We start from the raw sequence: 18,041 nt of genomic DNA on the forward strand, positions 1-18,041 counted from the left end.
GTTTTACAACCTGCACTCGTCAGGAAAAGTGAGTAGAAGACGCGACTTCAATTCTACAGGTAGTATTTCCATCTCCCACAGTGGCAGCCACAGTCCACCGATCCTTTGCGAGATTCAATGACACTACCGTCTACAGAAATTATCAACACCACCGTCGTCACAGAACCAACCAAAGCAAAATCCGGTGGTTGCGGACGTAAGAGCGATACTAGCCACGTCGTCGAAATGGACGAAAAGACTAAAGAGCGCATCGCCAAACATCCTTGTTATAGTGAAGATGCACATCATCACTACGCTCGGATGCACGTTGCAGTTGCGCCGGCTTGTAACATTCAATGCAACTATTGTAACCGGAAATATGACTGTGCGAACGAAAGCCGTCCCGGAGTAGTTAGCGAATTGCTAACCCCCGAAGAAGCAGCGCACAAAGCATTGGTAATTGCAGGCAAAATTCCTCAAATGACAGTTTTGGGAATCGCAGGTCCAGGAGATCCGCTAGCGAATCCAGAAAAGACCTTCCGCACCTTTGAATTGGTTGCCGAACAAGCACCGGATATTAAGCTTTGTCTGTCAACAAACGGATTGATGCTTCCCGAATACGTTGATCGCATTAAACAACTTAATATCGATCACGTCACCATCACCATCAACATGGTAGACCCAGAAATCGGGGTCAAGATTTATCCTTGGGTTCACTACAACCGCAAGCGTTACAGAGGTCTTGAAGGAGTCAAGATTCTGCACGAAAAGCAGATGGAAGGACTCGACGCATTGAGAGAAGCTGACATCTTATGCAAAGTCAACTCAGTCTTGATTCCGGGAATTAACGACGAGCATTTGGTAGAAGTAAACAAAGTCATTCGTTCCAAAGGTGCATTCTTGCACAACATTATGCCGTTGATTTCTGCACCAGAACACGGCACACACTTCGGCTTAACCGGGCAGCGCGGTCCTACCCAAAAAGAACTCAAAAAAGTTCAAGATGATTGCTCCGGCAACATGAAAATGATGCGCCATTGTCGTCAATGTCGTGCAGATGCGGTAGGATTATTAGGAGAAGACCGCAGCCAAGAATTCACCAAAGATAAATTCTTGGAAGTAACACCAGAGTACGACTTGGACAAACGTCAAGAAGTCCACGAAGGAATTGAGAAATTCCAACAAGAAATCAAAGCAGCCAAAGAAAAAGCCAAAGCTGACAAGAAAGTTGCTAACAATCCCAAAATCTTAGTTGCAGTTGCAACCAAAGGTAGCGGAGTGGTGAATCAACACTTCGGTCATGCGAAAGAATTCCAAATTTACGAAGTGGATGGTAACGAAGCTCGCTTTGTTAGTCATCGCAAAATAGACCACTTCTGCCAAAGTGGATATGGAGAAGAAGGCACTTTAGAAAAAATCATTGAAGCGATCGCCGATTGCAAAGCGGTTTTAGTCTCCAAAATTGGTGAATCTCCCAAAACCAAATTGGAAAAAGCCGGGATACTGGCTGTCGAAAGCTACGACATCATCGAAAAAGTTGCATTAGAGTTTTACCAGCAATGGAATAAAGGCTAGGGATTAGGGACTGGTGAGTCCAGCGCGGTCTTGGGGGTTTCCACGCCAGGTGCTTCAAGTCGGCAGAGCCGCCCAACGCACTGGCTCCCCATGAGCGACTGGCGAACCCGAAGGGGGACTGGGGACTAGGTTACTCATTAAAAAAGTTATTTCCAATCCCCAATGCCCCATGTCCCATGCCCCATCCCCTAATATAATAAGGAGAATAATCATGGCTTACAAAATTACCAGCCAATGTATTTCCTGCAAACTGTGTGCATCTGTATGTCCAGTTGGCGCAATTAAAATAATTGACGGAAACCACTGGATTGACCCCGAACTTTGCACAAACTGCGTTGATAGTGTTTATAGCGTGCCTCAATGTAAAGCAGGTTGTCCCACTTGCAACGGCTGCAAAAAACAGCCAAACGATTACTGGGAATCATGGTTTGACACTTACAACAATATAGTCAAAAATCTCAAAAAAGAACCAGATTATTGGGAAACTTGGTTTAACTGTTATTCCCAAAAATACTCCGAACAATTGCAAAAACTCAACAGCAAATAGCTAGAATCAAAATATAACTTTTCCCTCATTGTATGAAGTGTGAAAAGTGAAATCACATCCTTTTTGCAACTAAAACACTTCATACAGCAATCCTAAATCATTCCCTAGAACTCTCCCCATCTCTTTTCTTAGCGCTCTTTGCGTCTTTGCGGTTCGTTTCTCTTCAGATAGGATTGCTCCACCCTCAAAACCCTCAATAAAAAGACAAATTTGCGAAGCCGTCAAATTAAGTAGAAACCAATGCAAAAAAACTGCATTTACTTGGATAACAACGCCACAACCAAAGTAGATCCAGAAGTAGTAGAGGCAATGATGCCCTACATGACAGATTTTTACGGTAATCCTTCGAGTATGCACACCTTTGGTGGGCAAGTTGGTAAAGCCGTAAAACAAGCCCGTCAACAAGTTGCAGCCTTACTGGGAGCCGATGACTCAGAAATCATCTTCACCAGTTGCGGTACAGAAGGTGATAACGCTGCGATTCGCGCAGCATTGTTAGCGCAACCCGAAAAGCGTCACATCATCACCACCCAAGTTGAACATCCAGCAGTGCTAAATGTCTGCAAACAACTTGAAACTCAAGGTTACACCGTTACCTATTTGTCGGTAAATGGTAAGGGACAGTTGGATCTAGATGAACTAGAAGCTTCCCTGACTGGTAACACCGCTTTGGTGACAATTATGTACGCCAATAACGAAACCGGTGTAATTTTCCCAATTGAGCAAATTGGGTTGCGCGTCAAAGAGTATGGTGCTATATTTCATGTAGACGCGGTGCAAGCGGTTGGTAAAATCCCGCTGAATATGAAGACCAGCACCATAGATATGCTTACGATGTCCGGTCATAAAATACACGCACCAAAAGGAATTGGTGTTCTGTATGTGCGACGCGGTGTGAGATTCCGTCCTTTCCTAATTGGTGGACAACAAGAACGCGGACGCCGTTCGGGAACAGAAAACGTTCCCGGAATTATCGCCTTGGGCAAAGCTGCGGAACTGGAACTGTTACACTTAGAAGAGGCGACAAAAAGAGAAAGAAGATTGCGCGATCGCCTCGAACAAGCCATACTCACCCAAATCCCCGATTGCCAAGTTAACGGCGATTCAACGCAGAGATTACCCAACACCACTAACATCGGCTTCAAGTATATCGAAGGTGAAGCAATTCTCCTTTACTTAAACCAACACGGTATTTGTGCATCTTCCGGTTCTGCTTGTAGTTCTGGTTCTCTCGAACCGTCTCACGTTCTGCGAGCAATGGGCTTACCCTACACCATTTTACACGGCTCAATTCGCTTCAGCCTTTGCCGCTACACAACCGAAGCCGAAATTGACCAAGTTATCGCGGTAATGCCCGATATTATCCAACGTCTGCGCGATATGTCACCCTTCAAAAACGATAAAGCAGATTGGTTGCAAGCACAAACACTCGCTCATCGCTAATGGGTACGGAGTGGTTAGTGGATAGTGGTTAGTAGTTAGTGGATAGTGGTTAGTAGTTAGTGGATAGTGGATACGAGTTTTTGTTAACTAACAACTAACAACTAACAATCAACAACCAACAACTATCAACTAACAATTCCCAATCCAAAATCCAAAATCTAAAATCTAAAATCAGCTTATGTGGGAATATACAGACAAAGTATTGGAACTCTTCTACAATCCCAAAAATCAGGGTGAAATTGAAGAAACTGCTGAACAAAATGTTAAGCTTGCTACTGGTGAAGTCGGTAGTATTGCTTGCGGTGATGCTCTGAGATTGCATCTAAAAGTTCAAGTTGATACAGACAAGATTCTTGATGCACGCTTTCAAACTTTTGGTTGTACGAGTGCGATCGCTTCAAGTAGTGCTTTGACTGAATTAGTTAAAGGTTTAACTCTCGATGAAGCGCTTGCGGTAACAAACAAAGACATCGCTAATTATTTAGGTGGACTTCCTGAAGCCAAAATGCATTGTTCGGTGATGGGACAAGAAGCTTTAGAAGCTGCTATTTTTAATTATCGCGGCATTGAGCGCGAAGCTCATGACGATGATGATGAAGGTACGCTAATTTGTACCTGTTTTGGCATCAGCGATACAAAGATTCGCCGCGTAATTAGAGAGAATAGTCTTATCACCGCAGAGGAAGTAACAAATTACGTTAAAGCTGGTGGCGGATGCGGTTCTTGTTTAGCGACTATTGATGATATAATTAAAGAAGTGCAAAGGGAATCTGCACTCGAAATCGCCGCTCCTGCAAGTAATAAGAGCGCGGTTGCTACAAAAATTGCTCCTTCAACGCTAACGACTGTCCAAAAAATCGCACTCATTCAAAAAGTGCTGGATGAAGAAGTTAGACCTGTATTGCTTGCCGACGGTGGAGATGTTGAACTTTACGATGTCGAAGGCGATCGCGTGAAAGTTTTACTCCAAGGTGCATGTGGTTCATGTTCTAGCAGTACCGCAACCTTGAAAATTGCGATTGAAGCGAGATTGCGCGATCGCATTTCTCAAAGCATAGTCGTGGAAGCGGTTGAGCCATTATTTTAAGGCTTACGTACTCTACAAATACGTCATAGTATCAGCCAAGTAGAGAAAGTAGGATTTGACCCAGATAACTTGCGATCTTTCAGTCCTACTGACAACAGACAGCAACAGCACATATTCGTCATCCAACTCGCTTCAAAGGAGAAAGATATGGACAAGTTGTACGATAAACTTGGCGGACAACCAACTCTGGATAAAGTAGTCCAGGATTTCCACAAACGTATTTTAGCAGATAACACCCTCCAACCGTTTTTTGCTAATACAGATATGGAAAAGCAACGCCAGCATCAAGTTGCTTTCTTCGCTCAAATTTTTGAGGGTCCCAACGAATACAAGGGACGTGCAATGGAAAAAACCCACGCGGGTATGAATCTACAGCAATCACACTTCGATGCGATCGTTTCTCATCTGAAAGAATCAATGGCTTCCGTTGGTGCATCTACAGAAGACACAAACGCCGCAGTTGCTCGTGTTGACAAATTAAAGGGCGCTATTTTGAACAAGTAACCGCTGCCTTCGGGTGAGCAAAGCGCGGGTCAAGTTCTACTTAGTATTTACCGCTGCTACACATTATGACGTATTTGTAAAGTGCCTAATTCTTAAATTCGTTGGTCATTAGTTTTAACTAATGACCAATGGCAAAAAATAATTATAAAACTGAAAAGAAAACAAATTTAACGAGGAAACGATGATGCTTTCAATAATTTTAGTGGGAGAGCGATCGCCTCCAGGCACGTTCTTCTCGCGGTCAGCGCTATAAATCGGGCGTGAACGCATCAAAAAGCTAAGACCCACCAAAATCAACCAATTGGAGATTAACAATCATGTCCGTTGATGAAAAAATTAGACAGATAGCTTTCTACGGTAAAGGCGGTATCGGTAAATCTACCACCTCTCAAAATACCCTTGCAGCTATGGCAGAAATGGGTCAGCGCATTTTGATCGTGGGTTGCGACCCCAAAGCTGACTCTACCCGCTTAATGTTGCACAGTAAAGCTCAAACCACCGTTCTTCACCTCGCTGCTGAACGTGGTGCAGTAGAAGACTTAGAACTACACGAAGTCATGCTCACCGGTTTCCGTGGTGTGCGTTGCGTAGAATCTGGTGGTCCAGAACCCGGTGTAGGTTGCGCCGGTCGTGGTATCATCACTGCCATCAACTTCTTAGAAGAAAATGGTGCTTACCAAGACGTAGATTTCGTATCCTATGACGTATTAGGTGACGTTGTATGTGGTGGTTTCGCTATGCCTATTCGTGAAGGCAAAGCGCAAGAAATCTACATCGTTACCTCTGGTGAAATGATGGCGATGTACGCTGCTAACAACATCGCTCGCGGTATTCTCAAATATGCTCACACCGGCGGTGTGCGCTTGGGTGGTTTGATTTGTAACAGCCGTAAAGTTGACCGGGAAATCGAATTGATCGAAACCCTGGCAGAACGGTTGAACACCCAAATGATTCACTTCGTACCTCGCGACAACATCGTTCAACACGCAGAACTGCGTCGGATGACAGTTAACGAGTACGCACCTGATAGCGATCAGGGTAACGAATACCGCACACTAGCGAAGAAAATCATCAACAACGACAAACTCACCATTCCTAATCACTATTGGATAAAAATTAATCAACGAAAACGGGGTGTGGGGAAAACTGAAGTATCTAAAGTATCTGCTTACTTTGCGTTTAATAACGCTCCGCTCCCCTACCCCCACTCAGCCACACCCTACACCCTTCTTCCCTACACCTGCACGCAAGCGCACTAACCCACGATCGCCCAGCGTATCCCATCCGGTGACACAAACCCAAATGATGGCTCCCCAAACTCATTTGGCACGATGGGAGTCACTGATGTAGCATTGCTGGCACTAATGCGATCGCGGAATTTAGAAATATCCTCAACTTGATAAGTAAATAGACTCAACCCCAGCGAACCTGGTTGCGCGTATTCAGATTTATTCGGCGTGGGGTAAAGTGGACTGTAGACTTGCAAAACTCCGGCGATCGCTTTGGGTGAAGAAAAAACAGAAAGATAAAATTCTTGTCCCTCTTCTAGCATCAAAGTCTGACGAGTCGAAGGATTTTGATAACCAGATTGCTTACCATTCCACTCCATTGGCACAAGTCCAAAAACTTCGGTGTAGAAAGAACTTAAGGTGTGGTCATCAGTAACTATACTAGAGTGAGTTCCCTCGCTTACCAAGAGTGGGGAACTCGGATCAATCGTGCCGTAACCAGGGCGATTATAGTTGTATCGTTGGAAAAACGCCTGTCGCGTCTGGGAACCAATGACAAACATTTCCCGCACTCCGACAAAGCGGTTATACAAGCTTTTTCCTTGATTGCCGATGCCTTCGATAGCGCGGACTGGTTCAGTATATATCCAGTTTGTACCGTGATATTTGTCGTCAGTAAAAGCATCGGCTACTTGGTAAATATCTTTCGTCAAAGAAGCGAACCAACGGCTACCCACCACCACGGGTAAGGTGTTGTCTAAACCTTCGTTACGCGGTTCTGACCACCACATCACCCGTACCAGTCCGTGTTCCGACGAGTTACCATTTTGCAATCTCAGCGATGTCAAATTCGATGCATGACCGTAAAGCAACTTTGCCTGCGCTGCTTCCAGTTGTCCCTTTTTGACCTCTTGGTAGCCAAACTCAGCCCAATATTTTAGGCTAATCTCAATATCATTCGACCCGACACAATTCTCAAAAATCCCACTAATCATCTAATTAATTAAAATAAATATCGGAATTATATCTTTTGGAAACGCACCAGAAGCGCGGAGAATTTCGCACTCGTGTCGCAGAGTTTTTAACGCTAAAATCTCGAATAACTCCGATGCAAGCGGAAATGATATGAAATTTCAAAATTAATCATCTTAAACTCTTATTCTCTGCAACTCTGCGCTTCTGCGTGAGGCTAATTCATACTTAAATTCAGCAACGCCCTAAACTCAGCAGCATTAAACTGGAAATCAGACACCAGGAGTTTGTCCACCATCAACAAGAATCTCTGCACCAGTAATTGAAGAAGCAAGATCGGAAACTAAAAATAAAGCTAGCGCTGCGATTTCTTCTGGCTTAACGATTTTCCCTAAAGGAATTGCCTTTAAAGATTCTTTTTTAACTTCTTCCACACTTACACCCTGAATTTGAGCATTTTGCTGTGCTAAACTTTCCGCACGTTCAGTAGCTGTCAAACCTGGTGAAATGGCATTAATGCGAATATTATGTTGAGCTAACTCTTTAGAAATCCCCCGCGTGAAATTTAACAGCGCAGCATTTGTCGTACCACCAGGGAGAAAACTAGGACGGGGTGTGCGTCCTGCCCCGCCAATAATATTTACAATCCGCCCATCACCCCGACTTTGCAGATGTGGTAAAATGGCTCTTACCAGGCGAATGTAGCCCAATAATTTTAAATTCCAAGCATCCAAAAAGGCATCATCACCAAGGTCAAGAAATGCTCCCGCACGGGCTGAACCAGCGTTATTAATTACGATATCAATCTGACCTAATTGTTCTAGTGCGGTGGAAACAACTTTCTCTACACCCTCGGCTTGACTGAGATCGGCACTGATGGAGATGATTTTACCACCACTACTAGGAAATGATTGGATAGTGCTGACTGCTTGCTCTAGCCTTTCGGGATTCCGGGCGGCGATCGCCACATTCACACCTTCATTATAAAGGGCTTTGGCGATCGCTAGTCCAATTCCGGTACTACCACCCGTAACAATTGCCGTTTTACCTGATAGTTGTAGATCCAAACTCATAGGAATTTACACACAAAAATGTAATTTACTTGTAATCTCTTCAATTCGTGACGTGCAATACAGCCTTACCAGGAAAGTGTCTATCGAGTAATTTTTGTGCTATATCAGCTACTTGTGTCCAATCAGCTTCTAAATCAATGTGGGGATGCAATTGACCCGATTCAACTAAATTTGCCAGCCGTTTTAACCCAACTGCTGCCGATTCTCGCTGTAATTCATGAAACAATATAAAACCGTACAAACTCGCACCGCCAGTACTGTAGAAGCGTTGGGCGTTGAATGTCACTTCATTTCCCCCGGAAGTACCAAACAAAACGATCGCCCCATCTTGTGCTAACAAATTGAATGCACATCCGAGGACATTTCCGCCCACAGACTCTAAAATCAAATGATATGGACCGTATTCACTAGCTGCTGAAACATCTTCGCCAATGACGACAGAATGCGCTCCAGCATCTTTAACAAAAGATTCATATTCCGGACGGCGAATATGTGCTATAACCTGCGCTCCACTCAACCGCGCTAATTGGATAGCAAAGTTACCAACACCACCGGATGCACCTGTAATTAAAACTGGACGATTTAAAAGCGAACCACCTTTGAGTAAAGCATGGTAAGCCGTTAAACCTGCTACAGGTAATGTCGCAGCTTGAGCAAAGGATACTGAAGGTGGTAATTCGGCTAGAGAGTGGGTGGGCACAGATACCAATTCTCCCCAAGCACCAGAACGAAGAAAACCGACTACCCGCGCTCCTTGAGCAGGTCCTGAATTATCAAGAGCAGGAGTTTCTACTGTTCCCGCTAAGTCCCAACCAGGGCGCCAACCAGCTTCAGCAGTAGTGGAACGTCTGACTTCACCCCGGTTGAGAGAAATTGCTGTTACCCGAACTACCGCTTCATTAGCAGCAGGTGTCGGTGCATCGACATCATCCAATGCTAAACGTCCAGATACATTAGGATCGACAACAACAGCACGTATTTTACTCATGTTGAAAATCTCCTGAATGAGTTTGAAAGTTATGAGATGTGGTTTCTTGAGAAAGAATACTAATAATTTCGTTTAGTAAACGTGTGTCTTTACGCTCTTCTGGTGTTTCCTTCCCCAAAGAGGTTTCTTTCACCAAGTCGTAAATATCGGCTGCTCCCTGAAAGGTACGCTCAGTTAAACCCAACGCTTGAAAGGTTTCGGCAATCTCTTCCATTTCCCCCACCCAGCGATGAGCTTTAGGTGTCATGGAGGGAATGGAACGGGTTAGTATATTAGCTAGTTCTTGTTGGCTATGAGACAATTCATCCCATAATTGCTCATCCAAGTTTAAGCGATGAGCCGCAATCAGTAATTCGGTACCAATCGCTGTCAGTCCTTTTGTTAAAGCTGCATAGCACATCTTTAACCCGGAAGCTTGACCAATTTCATCACCAATTACTCGCACATCTAAGCCATAATTTCGCAACTGTTGAAGTTCACTAGCTTGTTTTCCAGAAGCATAAATCCGGGTGCGATTGGGAACTCGTGGTGGTGGACCAATAATTGATGCATCCACAAATTCTCCCCCAGCTGAAGAGATAATTTGGGCAATGCTTTTGACTTTCTGGGGTGCGATCGCGTTACAGTCAACATACAATACGCTTTTGCCAACGTTGCTGATTGTAGTAGCTACTTGCTTTGCCGCTTCTTCTGCTGCTGCCGGAACCAGAACTGACAATATCACATCCGATGCGATCGCCAGCTGTTTGAGGGAACCGACATCCTCGATGTTTGCTGCTTTTGCTAATGCGATAGTGCGATCGCTTCGTTCCTCTAAAGCAGCTACTGTCCTCAATTTGTGCTGATTGAGTACGGAGGCGATCGCCTGCCCCATGTCACCCGGACTTAAAATACCAACAGTTTGGATCTGCATGGAAAGCTTTGCTTAATATTCAGCTTCTAACTAACAAACTAATTTAAATGATTTCCTTACTCTTATATACTACACTAACTTGATAGATTAACCGTATTTTAGAATTTAAAACAATATCACAGTAAACCTTAACAAGCAAGCTGCTGGCTTAACAAGCTCCGCTAGGGGAGCTGAAGATGATTTACAATTATTCATGAGAAATAATCGAACTATCCTAGTTAACCCAATAGCTGCTTGATTAAAAGTCATTTACAGCAAAAGCGATCGCATAACTTAAGATAATAATGAAAGAGATAACGCGCCGTCAATTTATTGCAACAGCTACCCTAGCAACAGGTTTTGCCCTTGCAGTGCAACCCGTTTCTGCTAAAGTCATCACCACCGACAGTAAAGGATTAGTCGCGGGTGCGGTGAAAATTCCCGTCAAAGATGGCGAAATTCCGGCTTATAGGGCAATGCCTGCAAAAAGTGGAAATTTCCCGATTGTGCTAGTAATTCAGGAAATCTTTGGTGTACACGAACACATTCAAGACGTTTGCCGTCGCTTTGCCAAGTTGGGGTATGTGGCAGTTGCACCGGAATTATTTGTGCGTCAAGGTGATGTCTCGAAGTTAAGCAGCATCGAAGAAATTCGCCCGATAGTCGCTAAAGTACCAGATGCTCAAGTGCTATCCGACCTCGATGCCACAGTAAACTGGGCAGTAAAGTCAGCAAAGGGGAATAGTAATAAGTTGGGAATTACAGGTTTCTGCTGGGGTGGTCGTATTACTTGGCTGTATGCAGCATACAATCCTCAAGTGAAGGCAGGTGTCGCTTGGTACGGGCGACTCGTAGGTGATGTTACGGAACTAACACCCAAGCATCCTGTTGATATTGCCTCTACGCTGAAAGTCCCAGTTCTCGGACTTTATGGCGGACAAGATCAGGGTATTCCTCTTGACACGGTGGAACAAATGCGCTTGAAGCTGAAGTCAGGTACTAGCAAATCGGAAATCATTGTTTACCCAGATGCACCCCATGCCTTTTTTGCCGATTATCGCCCCTCCTACCGCGAAAGAGACGCTAAACAAGGTTGGCAACGCCTGCAAGCATGGTTTAAGCAGCATGGAGTGTAAGAATCTTTTCCTGAAATTGTTGATACATAATCAGGAAGCCAGAAATTAACTCACTTCAAGAATTTGATGAAATAGTGTAAGTCTGCGGAGCCGTTGTCCAAACGATTTAAATTAGGAGATGCACAGATGTCAACCATCGCATTAATTGTAGGTGCAGTCAGCAGACGTTTGCCTTCATAAAGCTTTACTAGTGCTTTTCTTCGGCAGGGCAACCTGATATACTTATAGGACTTGTGAAAAAAGAACACAAAAAATTAAGCGATCGCACGTTGTATTTACTGATTGGCGATCGCTGCAATTGCTCTGATTATTTTCAATATAGTTTTTTAGATCCGGATGCGATCGCCTCGGTCTTTGAAGGACATTCGCTCAAGCTTATCTCAATATCCTGCACCAAACAAAGCAATGCTTGGACATGGAAAGTCGAGTTGCGACCTTGGGTTGGGATAGAATGGTTCTATGAAGGGGAGAGAGCGCAATGAGAAATCCTTTTCCTGGAATGAATCCGTATCTGGAGCAGCCGGAATTCTGGCATCAAGTTCACAATCGACTGATTGTGGCGATCGCTGATGACCTTACTCCCCAAATTGCTCCAAAATACCGAGTTTCCATTGAAGAGCGAGTTTACACCAGTGTGGATGATGTGTTACTGGTAGGAATTGCCGATGTAGCAGTTGCCAACCGTACCACCACGGATACAGGGACATTGATTGCTGCAAAACTTGCCGAACCTCGCAAGGTGCAAGTTCCAATGCCCGAAGAGGTGATAGAACGATTTTTGTCAGTGCGATCGACTCAAAGCAGAGAAGTCGTTGGTGTTATCGAGGTACTCTCGCCTAAAAATAAACGCTCTCAGGAAGGTCGCGCAGCTTACCTTGGCAAACGACAGAAGATTTTGGTATCTGCAACCAACTTGGTAGAAATTGACTTGTTAAGGTTGGGTAAAGCAATGCCTATCCTGGGAGCAACTGACACAGGCTATCGTATTTTGGTTAGTCGCAGTTACAAAAGACCGGACGCAGATTTGTATACTTTTGACCTGAAAGATGCAATTCCCGCTTTTCCTGTTCCCCTGCGCGAGGAAGAACTTGAGCCTGTGGTTGATTTGCAGAGATTACTGAACGAAGTTTACGATCGCGCTAGATTTGATTTGGCGATCGATTATTCACAATCGCTAAAACCCGCGTTATCTACTGAGGAGGAAGCTTGGGTGAGAGAAATTGTGCAAAGGATTTAAACGAGAAGGAGAAATTGATCGCTCCTAGAAATTTGGGTAGTCTTGATGCTCTCAACGCCCGACCGCAAGTTTTATCAATTACGTTAAAACTGTTACTAAATCAATATAAGCCCTTTTTTGTCCGAAAGTTTGTCTAATTGATTTATTTTCTCAGAAAAAATATAAAATTTTAATGACAATTTAAGTGTAAATGCGTAATAATCATTGCCATACATATTAAATTGGCTAAAGCAACAGTATGATTGACGAATCTACAATAAAACTTAAGATTTCGCTGACAGATCCAGAATTAGATGATGAGGAATTGGACAAGCTAACCCGAAGTCTGTTACGGGATATAAAAGATTTAGCAGAAGATGCCAGTATTGCGGAGTCAGAAGAAGTAACAAAGGATGTCAGCAGAGGAGGCATTGTACCAGCTCTGCTAGGAGTGTTAAACGCAGAGGTCAGTATTACCAATTTAAAGAAATTTCTGGGATTTTTAGGCGATCGCCTTGGCAACAAACCGATAAAGATAACCGTTAAGAAGCCTGACGGTACAGAATTTAGCATAGAGGCTAGCAGTAAACAAGAACTCGAAGTCGCTACGCAGAAAATACTGGAACTGATGAAAAATACATAAAGTACTAACGTGCCTCTAATGATATTGCTGAAGCATTACGGGAATTATTGCTTGCAATTCAGGATGCATAAAAATATCTAAAAGCAATAAAGGAATTTAAAGATGGGTAAATTTGCACTATTAATTGGTGTGAGTAAGTACGATTCTCCCAACTTATGCGAACTTCAGAAAGTTGAAAATGATGTGCAGGAGATGGCGAGAGTCTTATTGCACCCAGAAATGTGTGGATTTGCGGAGGAAAATATACAGTGTCTCCCAAATCCCGATCTTCAAACAATGCGAGAAGCGATTCACAACTTGTTCGATAAATGTAAAAAAGATGACCTAGTACTACTTTACTTGGCTGGTCATGGGTTAAAGAATAAAGAGAGTGGCGATCTTTATTTTGCAACTACCAGAACCAGAGAAGATGCTCCATTTGCAACAGCAGTCGAAGCTAGCTTTGTCCATAGAGTTATGAGTGATAGTCGCTCAAAGCGTCAGGTTGTTATTCTTGACTGTTGCTATAGTGGGGCATTTTCTCATGGGATGTTAGCAAGAAGTCCGAATGATATTAATGTCAAAGTCAATATCGAAGAGCAATTAGGTGGAGAAGGACGGGCTGTTCTCACATCTTCGACATCTCTTCAACCTACCCTCGATGGAGTTTATACATCATATCTAGTAGAAGGTATAGAAACAGGAGCAGCAGACGAGAATGGCAATGGTGAGATTTCTATAGGCGAGTTGCATAACTACGCTAAAAAGCAAGTTAAAATATCTGCACCAAGCATGGAACCAGAAATTTACACTACTAAAGAAGGCTACGCTATCTTGCTTGCTCAAGCTCCAAAAGGCAAGCCAGAACTGAAATATCGCAAAAAAGTTGAGGAGTTAGCAGAAAGTGCAGAGCATTGTAATATTTCACGTCTTGGACGCAGAACATTAGAGAGATTAAGAAAAAACTTAGGTTTATCACCTGAAGAAACTGATGCAATTGAAACTGAAGTTTTGAAACCTTGTCGAGATCGTGAAAATAATTTAAAAGAATACGAGGAGCTATTTCGTCAAGAAATTAATGATCGGTATCCTCTGCCTACAAAAACTTGCCAGGAATTGAAAATTTATCAGCAACATTTAGGATTAAGAGATGAAGATGTAGAACCGATTAAAAAGCTAGTTCTTGATGAACGTCTCCAAAAAGTCGAGCAATATAAGCAAAACTATCATCAAGCAGTTAGAGATAATTATCCAGTTAATCAAGAGACTCACGCACAACTGAGACAATCTTCAGGATTATGCAACGGTGACATAAATGAAATTGAACAGCAAGTCCTAGAAGAACGTCAGCAAGGATTAAACCAGTATAGGCAAAACTTTCATCAAGCAGTTCAAGATAATTATCCAGTTAATGAACAGACTCATAGACAACTGAGACAATCTTCAGGATTATGCAACGGTGACATAAATGAAATTGAACAGCAAGTCCTAGAAGAACGTCAGCAAGGATTAAACCAGTATAGGCAAAACTTTCATCAAGCAGTTCAAGATAATTATCCAGTTAATGAACAGACTCATAGACAACTGAGACAATCTTCAGGATTATGCAACGGTGACATAAATGAAATTGAACAGCAAGTCCTAGAAGAACGTCGGCAAGGATTAAACCAGTATAAGCAAGAGCTTAATCTGGCAATAAGACGTGGTTATCCTATCCTTAATAGAGACAATACAGACTATAGATTGAGACTTATTCAGCAAAATTTAGGGTTGAGTAATAGAGATATTCAAAATATTAAATCTCGTCTTATATCTCAAGCAATAATTTTATGGTTATTAATAGGATTTATTTCTATTTTGATTATTATTTATATTATTTTTCTAATAATTTCGGCTGATCAAAATCCTACTCAAAATCCTACTCTAATTACAACAACATCACCGACTATAACCCCCAAAAAGAGTGATATGAAAGATAATCCTAATATTAGTTTAGGAGAAAAATATTTATTTAAAAATGAACCCGTAAATACTAAGAAGCAAGAGGCAATAGATAATTTTAAATCAGGCAGATATCAGATAGCCGCAGAGAAATTTCAAGAAGATCGAGATCCGCATCCCAACAATCCAAAAGGATCAGATAAGCATCTCAACGATCCAGAAGCATTAATTTACAAAAATAATGCAGAGGCAGCAGCAAATGAAAATTTTATCATAATAGCTGTCAGTGTTCCCATTGGTACTAATCCAAGTGTTGCAAAGGAAATATTAAGAGGTGTAGCTCAGGCTCAAGATGAAGTCAATCATGAACCCAATGCCAATCGTATTCAAGGAAAATGGTTACAAGTTGTAATAGCAAATGACGATAACGATCCCAATTTAGCAACTCAGGTTGCTAGAGAGTTCGTAAATCCTGATAACAAAATTCTAGCTGTTGTAGGACATAACGACGCTAAAGCCTCTATGGCTGGAGCAGATGTTTATAATAAGAATCAAAAGGTAATGATTTCTCCCACTACCTTTGCTGGAAACCTCAGTAGACAATATGTATTTGTCATATTTCCTCCTATTTCTGATTTTGCTAGACATGTGGCTGAGGAAATAAAGAAGGCTTCAAATTCACAAGTACCCAACATTCTCATTTGTGTTGATAGCGATTCAAATGATAATAATGAATTTGCTAATGATTTGAGAATTTATGTTAGTAACCAACCCCCTCAAAATATGATTCTCAATAACACTCCGTGTGATTTGAGTAATATTGATGATAAGATAAGTGATTCATACATTCAAAATATATTTTCTCAAGCAAGTGGGTCAAATACTTTATTATTAGCTCCTTCGGTAAACAGAATTGAAAAAGCCATACGCATTGCAAGAGTAAATAAAACGCAACCAAACCCTCTGCCCGTATGGAGTTCTCCTACAATGAATACTTATTTAACAGTTGAAAAACAAAATGGTAGTCATGTAGAGGGAATGAAAATGCCAGTACCTTGGAATCCAGCAGATGAAGAAGGGGATAAATTCTTAGGTAACGCTAGAAAGCTTTGGGATGGTGATGTTAACTGGCGGTCAGCTATGGCATATGACGCAACTAATGCGATTATTAGAGTTTTGAAGCAAAACGGAGGTAATAAGGTTTCACCGACAGAAATTCGCGAACTCTCGTTTAAAGGTGCAACTGGAACAATCGATTTTAAAGGCAGTCGTGAATTGTCAGTGAGTTTGCTGGAAGTCCAAAAAAATCCTCAGAATAAAGAAAAGGAACCTTATATATTTAAACCGCTTTAAATAAATAATTCAGTCTCCACCTGGAAAAAACCAGCTAAAATTTGAGCTTGTACTTTACTGATTTCTTGTGTACCTTTAATAACTTCAGAAGTAATACCACTCGATCCGAGTATTTCAACTAAAGAGAAAGAAAATAACCAAAACCAAGCCGCAACTACTAATAATGCGCGAAAAATTCCTGGTTTTGATAATGTTATGGAGTGATAAAACACCTCCAACTCTTCCTAGCTTGCGACTATGTTTTACAGTCAATTTACCATCGACAAAGTAAAGCAAGATTTTCGTCTGACAACCGTTGAGGGAGTTCGCTTTTTCCCTGACTCAATCGAAGAAATCACGCCAAGTTCAAGACTCCAAGGTATTTTAGAGGATTTACCGTGGGCGATCGCGCTTTGATATAGAAAAAGCTCGTTCTGAAGTGATTATTAAAGTACTCGTGTATTACTCTCAAAGGAAAAAAATAATTGAATTCCACCCAAATTTCTACAAAACCGATCGCCGCAACTCTGGAAAAACTTTCGACACCTTACTCAATACATAATCACCATAAGTCCCGCGAAAGTCGTGAACGCTAGCTTTATCCCAGCGTTGCTGCTTATCATCATTCACCACCGCCGAAAGTTGAATCGGCTTCACCTCAACATCGAAATTGGGATCGAAAAAGAACGGGAACGAAAGGCGATCGCCTCCCGACACATTCAAAACGCGATGAGGTGTAGAACGATACAATCCTCCCGTCATCCGATCCAGCATATCCCCGATATTACACACAAATGAATTGGGAATAGGAGGCGCAGCAATCCAGCCTGACTTTGACTTCACTTGCAATCCCCCGGAATCGTCCTGTTTGAGAATCGTCAAAACACCGTAATCAGTGTGTTCTCCCACACCCCACCTATCTCGATCATCAGAGGTCGGGTAGTTAAAGATACGAAACAATGTCAACGGATCTGATGTGTAACGGTCAGCAAAATAGGACTCTTCCAGCCCTAAGCTCAGAGCAATACCAGCCATTAGCGTATGTCCAAGTTGCGTCATCGCCTCCATATATTCCAGCACTGTTTCGCGGAATAAAGGTATGTTATCAGGGAAAAGATTAGAACCGTGCATCGGAGTACCAGCTTGCACAAGTGGGTGATCCTTTCCTAGTTCCGCACCAAAATAGATACCCTCTTTCAAGTCAGGTTTACCAGATGTTAGTTCACCTCCAACCGGGAAATACCCCCGCCATGCTTTACCACCACTAGCCATGCGAATTTTCAGCTTAGTTTCCAGATCCTGAGCGAAAAACTGTCGGCTGAGTTGTTCCAGCCTTTGCTGCAACTTTTCATCTACGCCATGTCCAACGATATAAAAAAACCCGCACTCGCGACACGCTTGCGCGATTTGAGATGGAACTGTCAAATCGCCGCTTTTTTTTATTAACCCGCTGATATCAATAACGCTAACTTGCGAGATTTTCACGTTCCTCCTCGTTGTGCGCG

18 protein-coding genes are annotated in these 18,041 nt (G+C 42.6%); 12 read left to right on the top strand and 6 right to left on the bottom strand.

Annotated features, from left to right (window positions below; genetic code table 11):
- Positions 1-117: 117 nt before the first annotated feature.
- From nifB to nifH, 6 genes are all read left to right on the top strand, one after another.
- Positions 118-1,554 carry a nitrogenase cofactor biosynthesis protein NifB gene (nifB, locus tag AABK37_RS01660; RefSeq protein WP_432549874.1) on the top strand — a complete coding sequence of 479 codons (1,437 nt, stop codon included), beginning with the start codon at positions 118-120 and terminating at the stop codon, positions 1,552-1,554.
- Positions 1,555-1,765: 211 nt separating this feature from the next.
- Complete coding sequence (locus AABK37_RS01665; RefSeq protein ID WP_432549875.1) at positions 1,766-2,101, top strand: DUF362 domain-containing protein; 336 nt, start codon at positions 1,766-1,768, stop codon at positions 2,099-2,101.
- Positions 2,102-2,341: 240 nt separating this feature from the next.
- On the top strand, positions 2,342-3,544 hold the full coding sequence (gene nifS, locus AABK37_RS01670; protein WP_432549876.1) for a cysteine desulfurase NifS: 1,203 nt from the start codon (positions 2,342-2,344) through the stop codon (positions 3,542-3,544).
- 178 nt (positions 3,545-3,722) lie between these two features.
- A complete protein-coding gene (gene nifU / locus AABK37_RS01675) occupies positions 3,723-4,631 on the top strand; it encodes a Fe-S cluster assembly protein NifU (RefSeq protein ID WP_432549877.1) in 909 nt (302 codons plus the stop codon).
- Between the two features lie 147 nt (positions 4,632-4,778).
- Positions 4,779-5,135: a group I truncated hemoglobin gene (locus AABK37_RS01680; protein WP_432549878.1), complete on the top strand. Its 357-nt coding sequence runs from the start codon at positions 4,779-4,781 to the stop codon at positions 5,133-5,135.
- 317 nt (positions 5,136-5,452) lie between these two features.
- Positions 5,453-6,394 (top strand): nitrogenase iron protein, encoded by a 942-nt coding sequence (nifH, locus tag AABK37_RS01685; protein ID WP_432549879.1) that lies wholly within the window; start codon positions 5,453-5,455, stop codon positions 6,392-6,394.
- Here the strand turns inward: nifH and AABK37_RS01690 are convergent.
- The 4 genes from AABK37_RS01690 to AABK37_RS01705 form a co-directional block, all read right to left on the bottom strand.
- The gene (locus AABK37_RS01690; protein WP_432549880.1) at positions 6,391-7,359 is read right to left on the bottom strand and encodes a VOC family protein; all 969 of its coding nucleotides are present in this window, start codon (positions 7,357-7,359) and stop codon (positions 6,391-6,393) included. The two genes, nifH and AABK37_RS01690, sit on opposite strands and share 4 nt — an antisense overlap.
- A gap of 249 nt (positions 7,360-7,608) precedes the next feature.
- Positions 7,609-8,409, bottom strand: a complete 801-nt coding sequence (locus AABK37_RS01695) for an SDR family oxidoreductase (protein ID WP_432549881.1) — start codon at positions 8,407-8,409, stop codon at positions 7,609-7,611.
- 40 nt (positions 8,410-8,449) lie between these two features.
- Positions 8,450-9,397 (bottom strand): zinc-binding dehydrogenase, encoded by a 948-nt coding sequence (locus AABK37_RS01700; protein ID WP_432549882.1) that lies wholly within the window; start codon positions 9,395-9,397, stop codon positions 8,450-8,452.
- Positions 9,390-10,310 carry a DUF1932 domain-containing protein gene (locus tag AABK37_RS01705; RefSeq protein ID WP_432549883.1) on the bottom strand — a complete coding sequence of 307 codons (921 nt, stop codon included), beginning with the start codon at positions 10,308-10,310 and terminating at the stop codon, positions 9,390-9,392. Before AABK37_RS01705 ends, AABK37_RS01700 begins: the two co-directional genes overlap by 8 nt.
- A 284-nt stretch (positions 10,311-10,594) precedes the next feature.
- On the opposite strand from AABK37_RS01705, the gene AABK37_RS01710 reads away from it, so the two are divergent.
- The 5 genes from AABK37_RS01710 (at position 10,595) to AABK37_RS01730 (ending at position 16,557) form a co-directional block, all read left to right on the top strand.
- Entirely contained in the window at positions 10,595-11,425 is an 831-nt protein-coding gene (locus AABK37_RS01710; protein WP_432549884.1) for a dienelactone hydrolase family protein, read from the top strand.
- 233 nt (positions 11,426-11,658) lie between these two features.
- Positions 11,659-11,907 carry a hypothetical protein gene (locus tag AABK37_RS01715; protein ID WP_432549885.1) on the top strand — a complete coding sequence of 83 codons (249 nt, stop codon included), beginning with the start codon at positions 11,659-11,661 and terminating at the stop codon, positions 11,905-11,907.
- Entirely contained in the window at positions 11,904-12,662 is a 759-nt protein-coding gene (locus tag AABK37_RS01720) for a DUF4058 family protein (RefSeq protein ID WP_432549886.1), read from the top strand. Before AABK37_RS01715 ends, AABK37_RS01720 begins: the two co-directional genes overlap by 4 nt.
- 238 nt (positions 12,663-12,900) lie before the next feature.
- Entirely contained in the window at positions 12,901-13,284 is a 384-nt protein-coding gene (locus AABK37_RS01725) for a hypothetical protein (RefSeq protein ID WP_432549887.1), read from the top strand.
- Between the two features lie 102 nt (positions 13,285-13,386).
- Positions 13,387-16,557, top strand: coding sequence for a caspase, EACC1-associated type (locus AABK37_RS01730; protein ID WP_432549888.1), 3,171 nt, complete (start codon positions 13,387-13,389; stop codon positions 16,555-16,557).
- On the opposite strand, the gene AABK37_RS01735 is transcribed toward AABK37_RS01730, so the two are convergent.
- Positions 16,554-16,769, bottom strand: coding sequence for a hypothetical protein (locus AABK37_RS01735; RefSeq protein ID WP_432549889.1), 216 nt, complete (start codon positions 16,767-16,769; stop codon positions 16,554-16,556). The two genes, AABK37_RS01730 and AABK37_RS01735, sit on opposite strands and share 4 nt — an antisense overlap.
- A gap of 25 nt (positions 16,770-16,794) precedes the next feature.
- On the opposite strand from AABK37_RS01735, the gene AABK37_RS01740 reads away from it, so the two are divergent.
- Entirely contained in the window at positions 16,795-16,953 is a 159-nt protein-coding gene (locus tag AABK37_RS01740) for a hypothetical protein (RefSeq protein ID WP_432549890.1), read from the top strand.
- 87 nt (positions 16,954-17,040) lie between these two features.
- Here AABK37_RS01740 and AABK37_RS01745 read toward each other — a convergent pair whose 3' ends face one another.
- On the bottom strand, positions 17,041-18,021 hold the full coding sequence (locus AABK37_RS01745; RefSeq protein WP_432549891.1) for an isopenicillin N synthase family dioxygenase: 981 nt from the start codon (positions 18,019-18,021) through the stop codon (positions 17,041-17,043).
- Between the last annotated feature and the right edge of the window lie 20 nt (positions 18,022-18,041).

It is taken from the genome of Tolypothrix sp. VBCCA 56010 (genome assembly GCF_050875635.1).
Taxonomy (GTDB): domain Bacteria; phylum Cyanobacteriota; class Cyanobacteriia; order Cyanobacteriales; family Nostocaceae; genus Hassallia.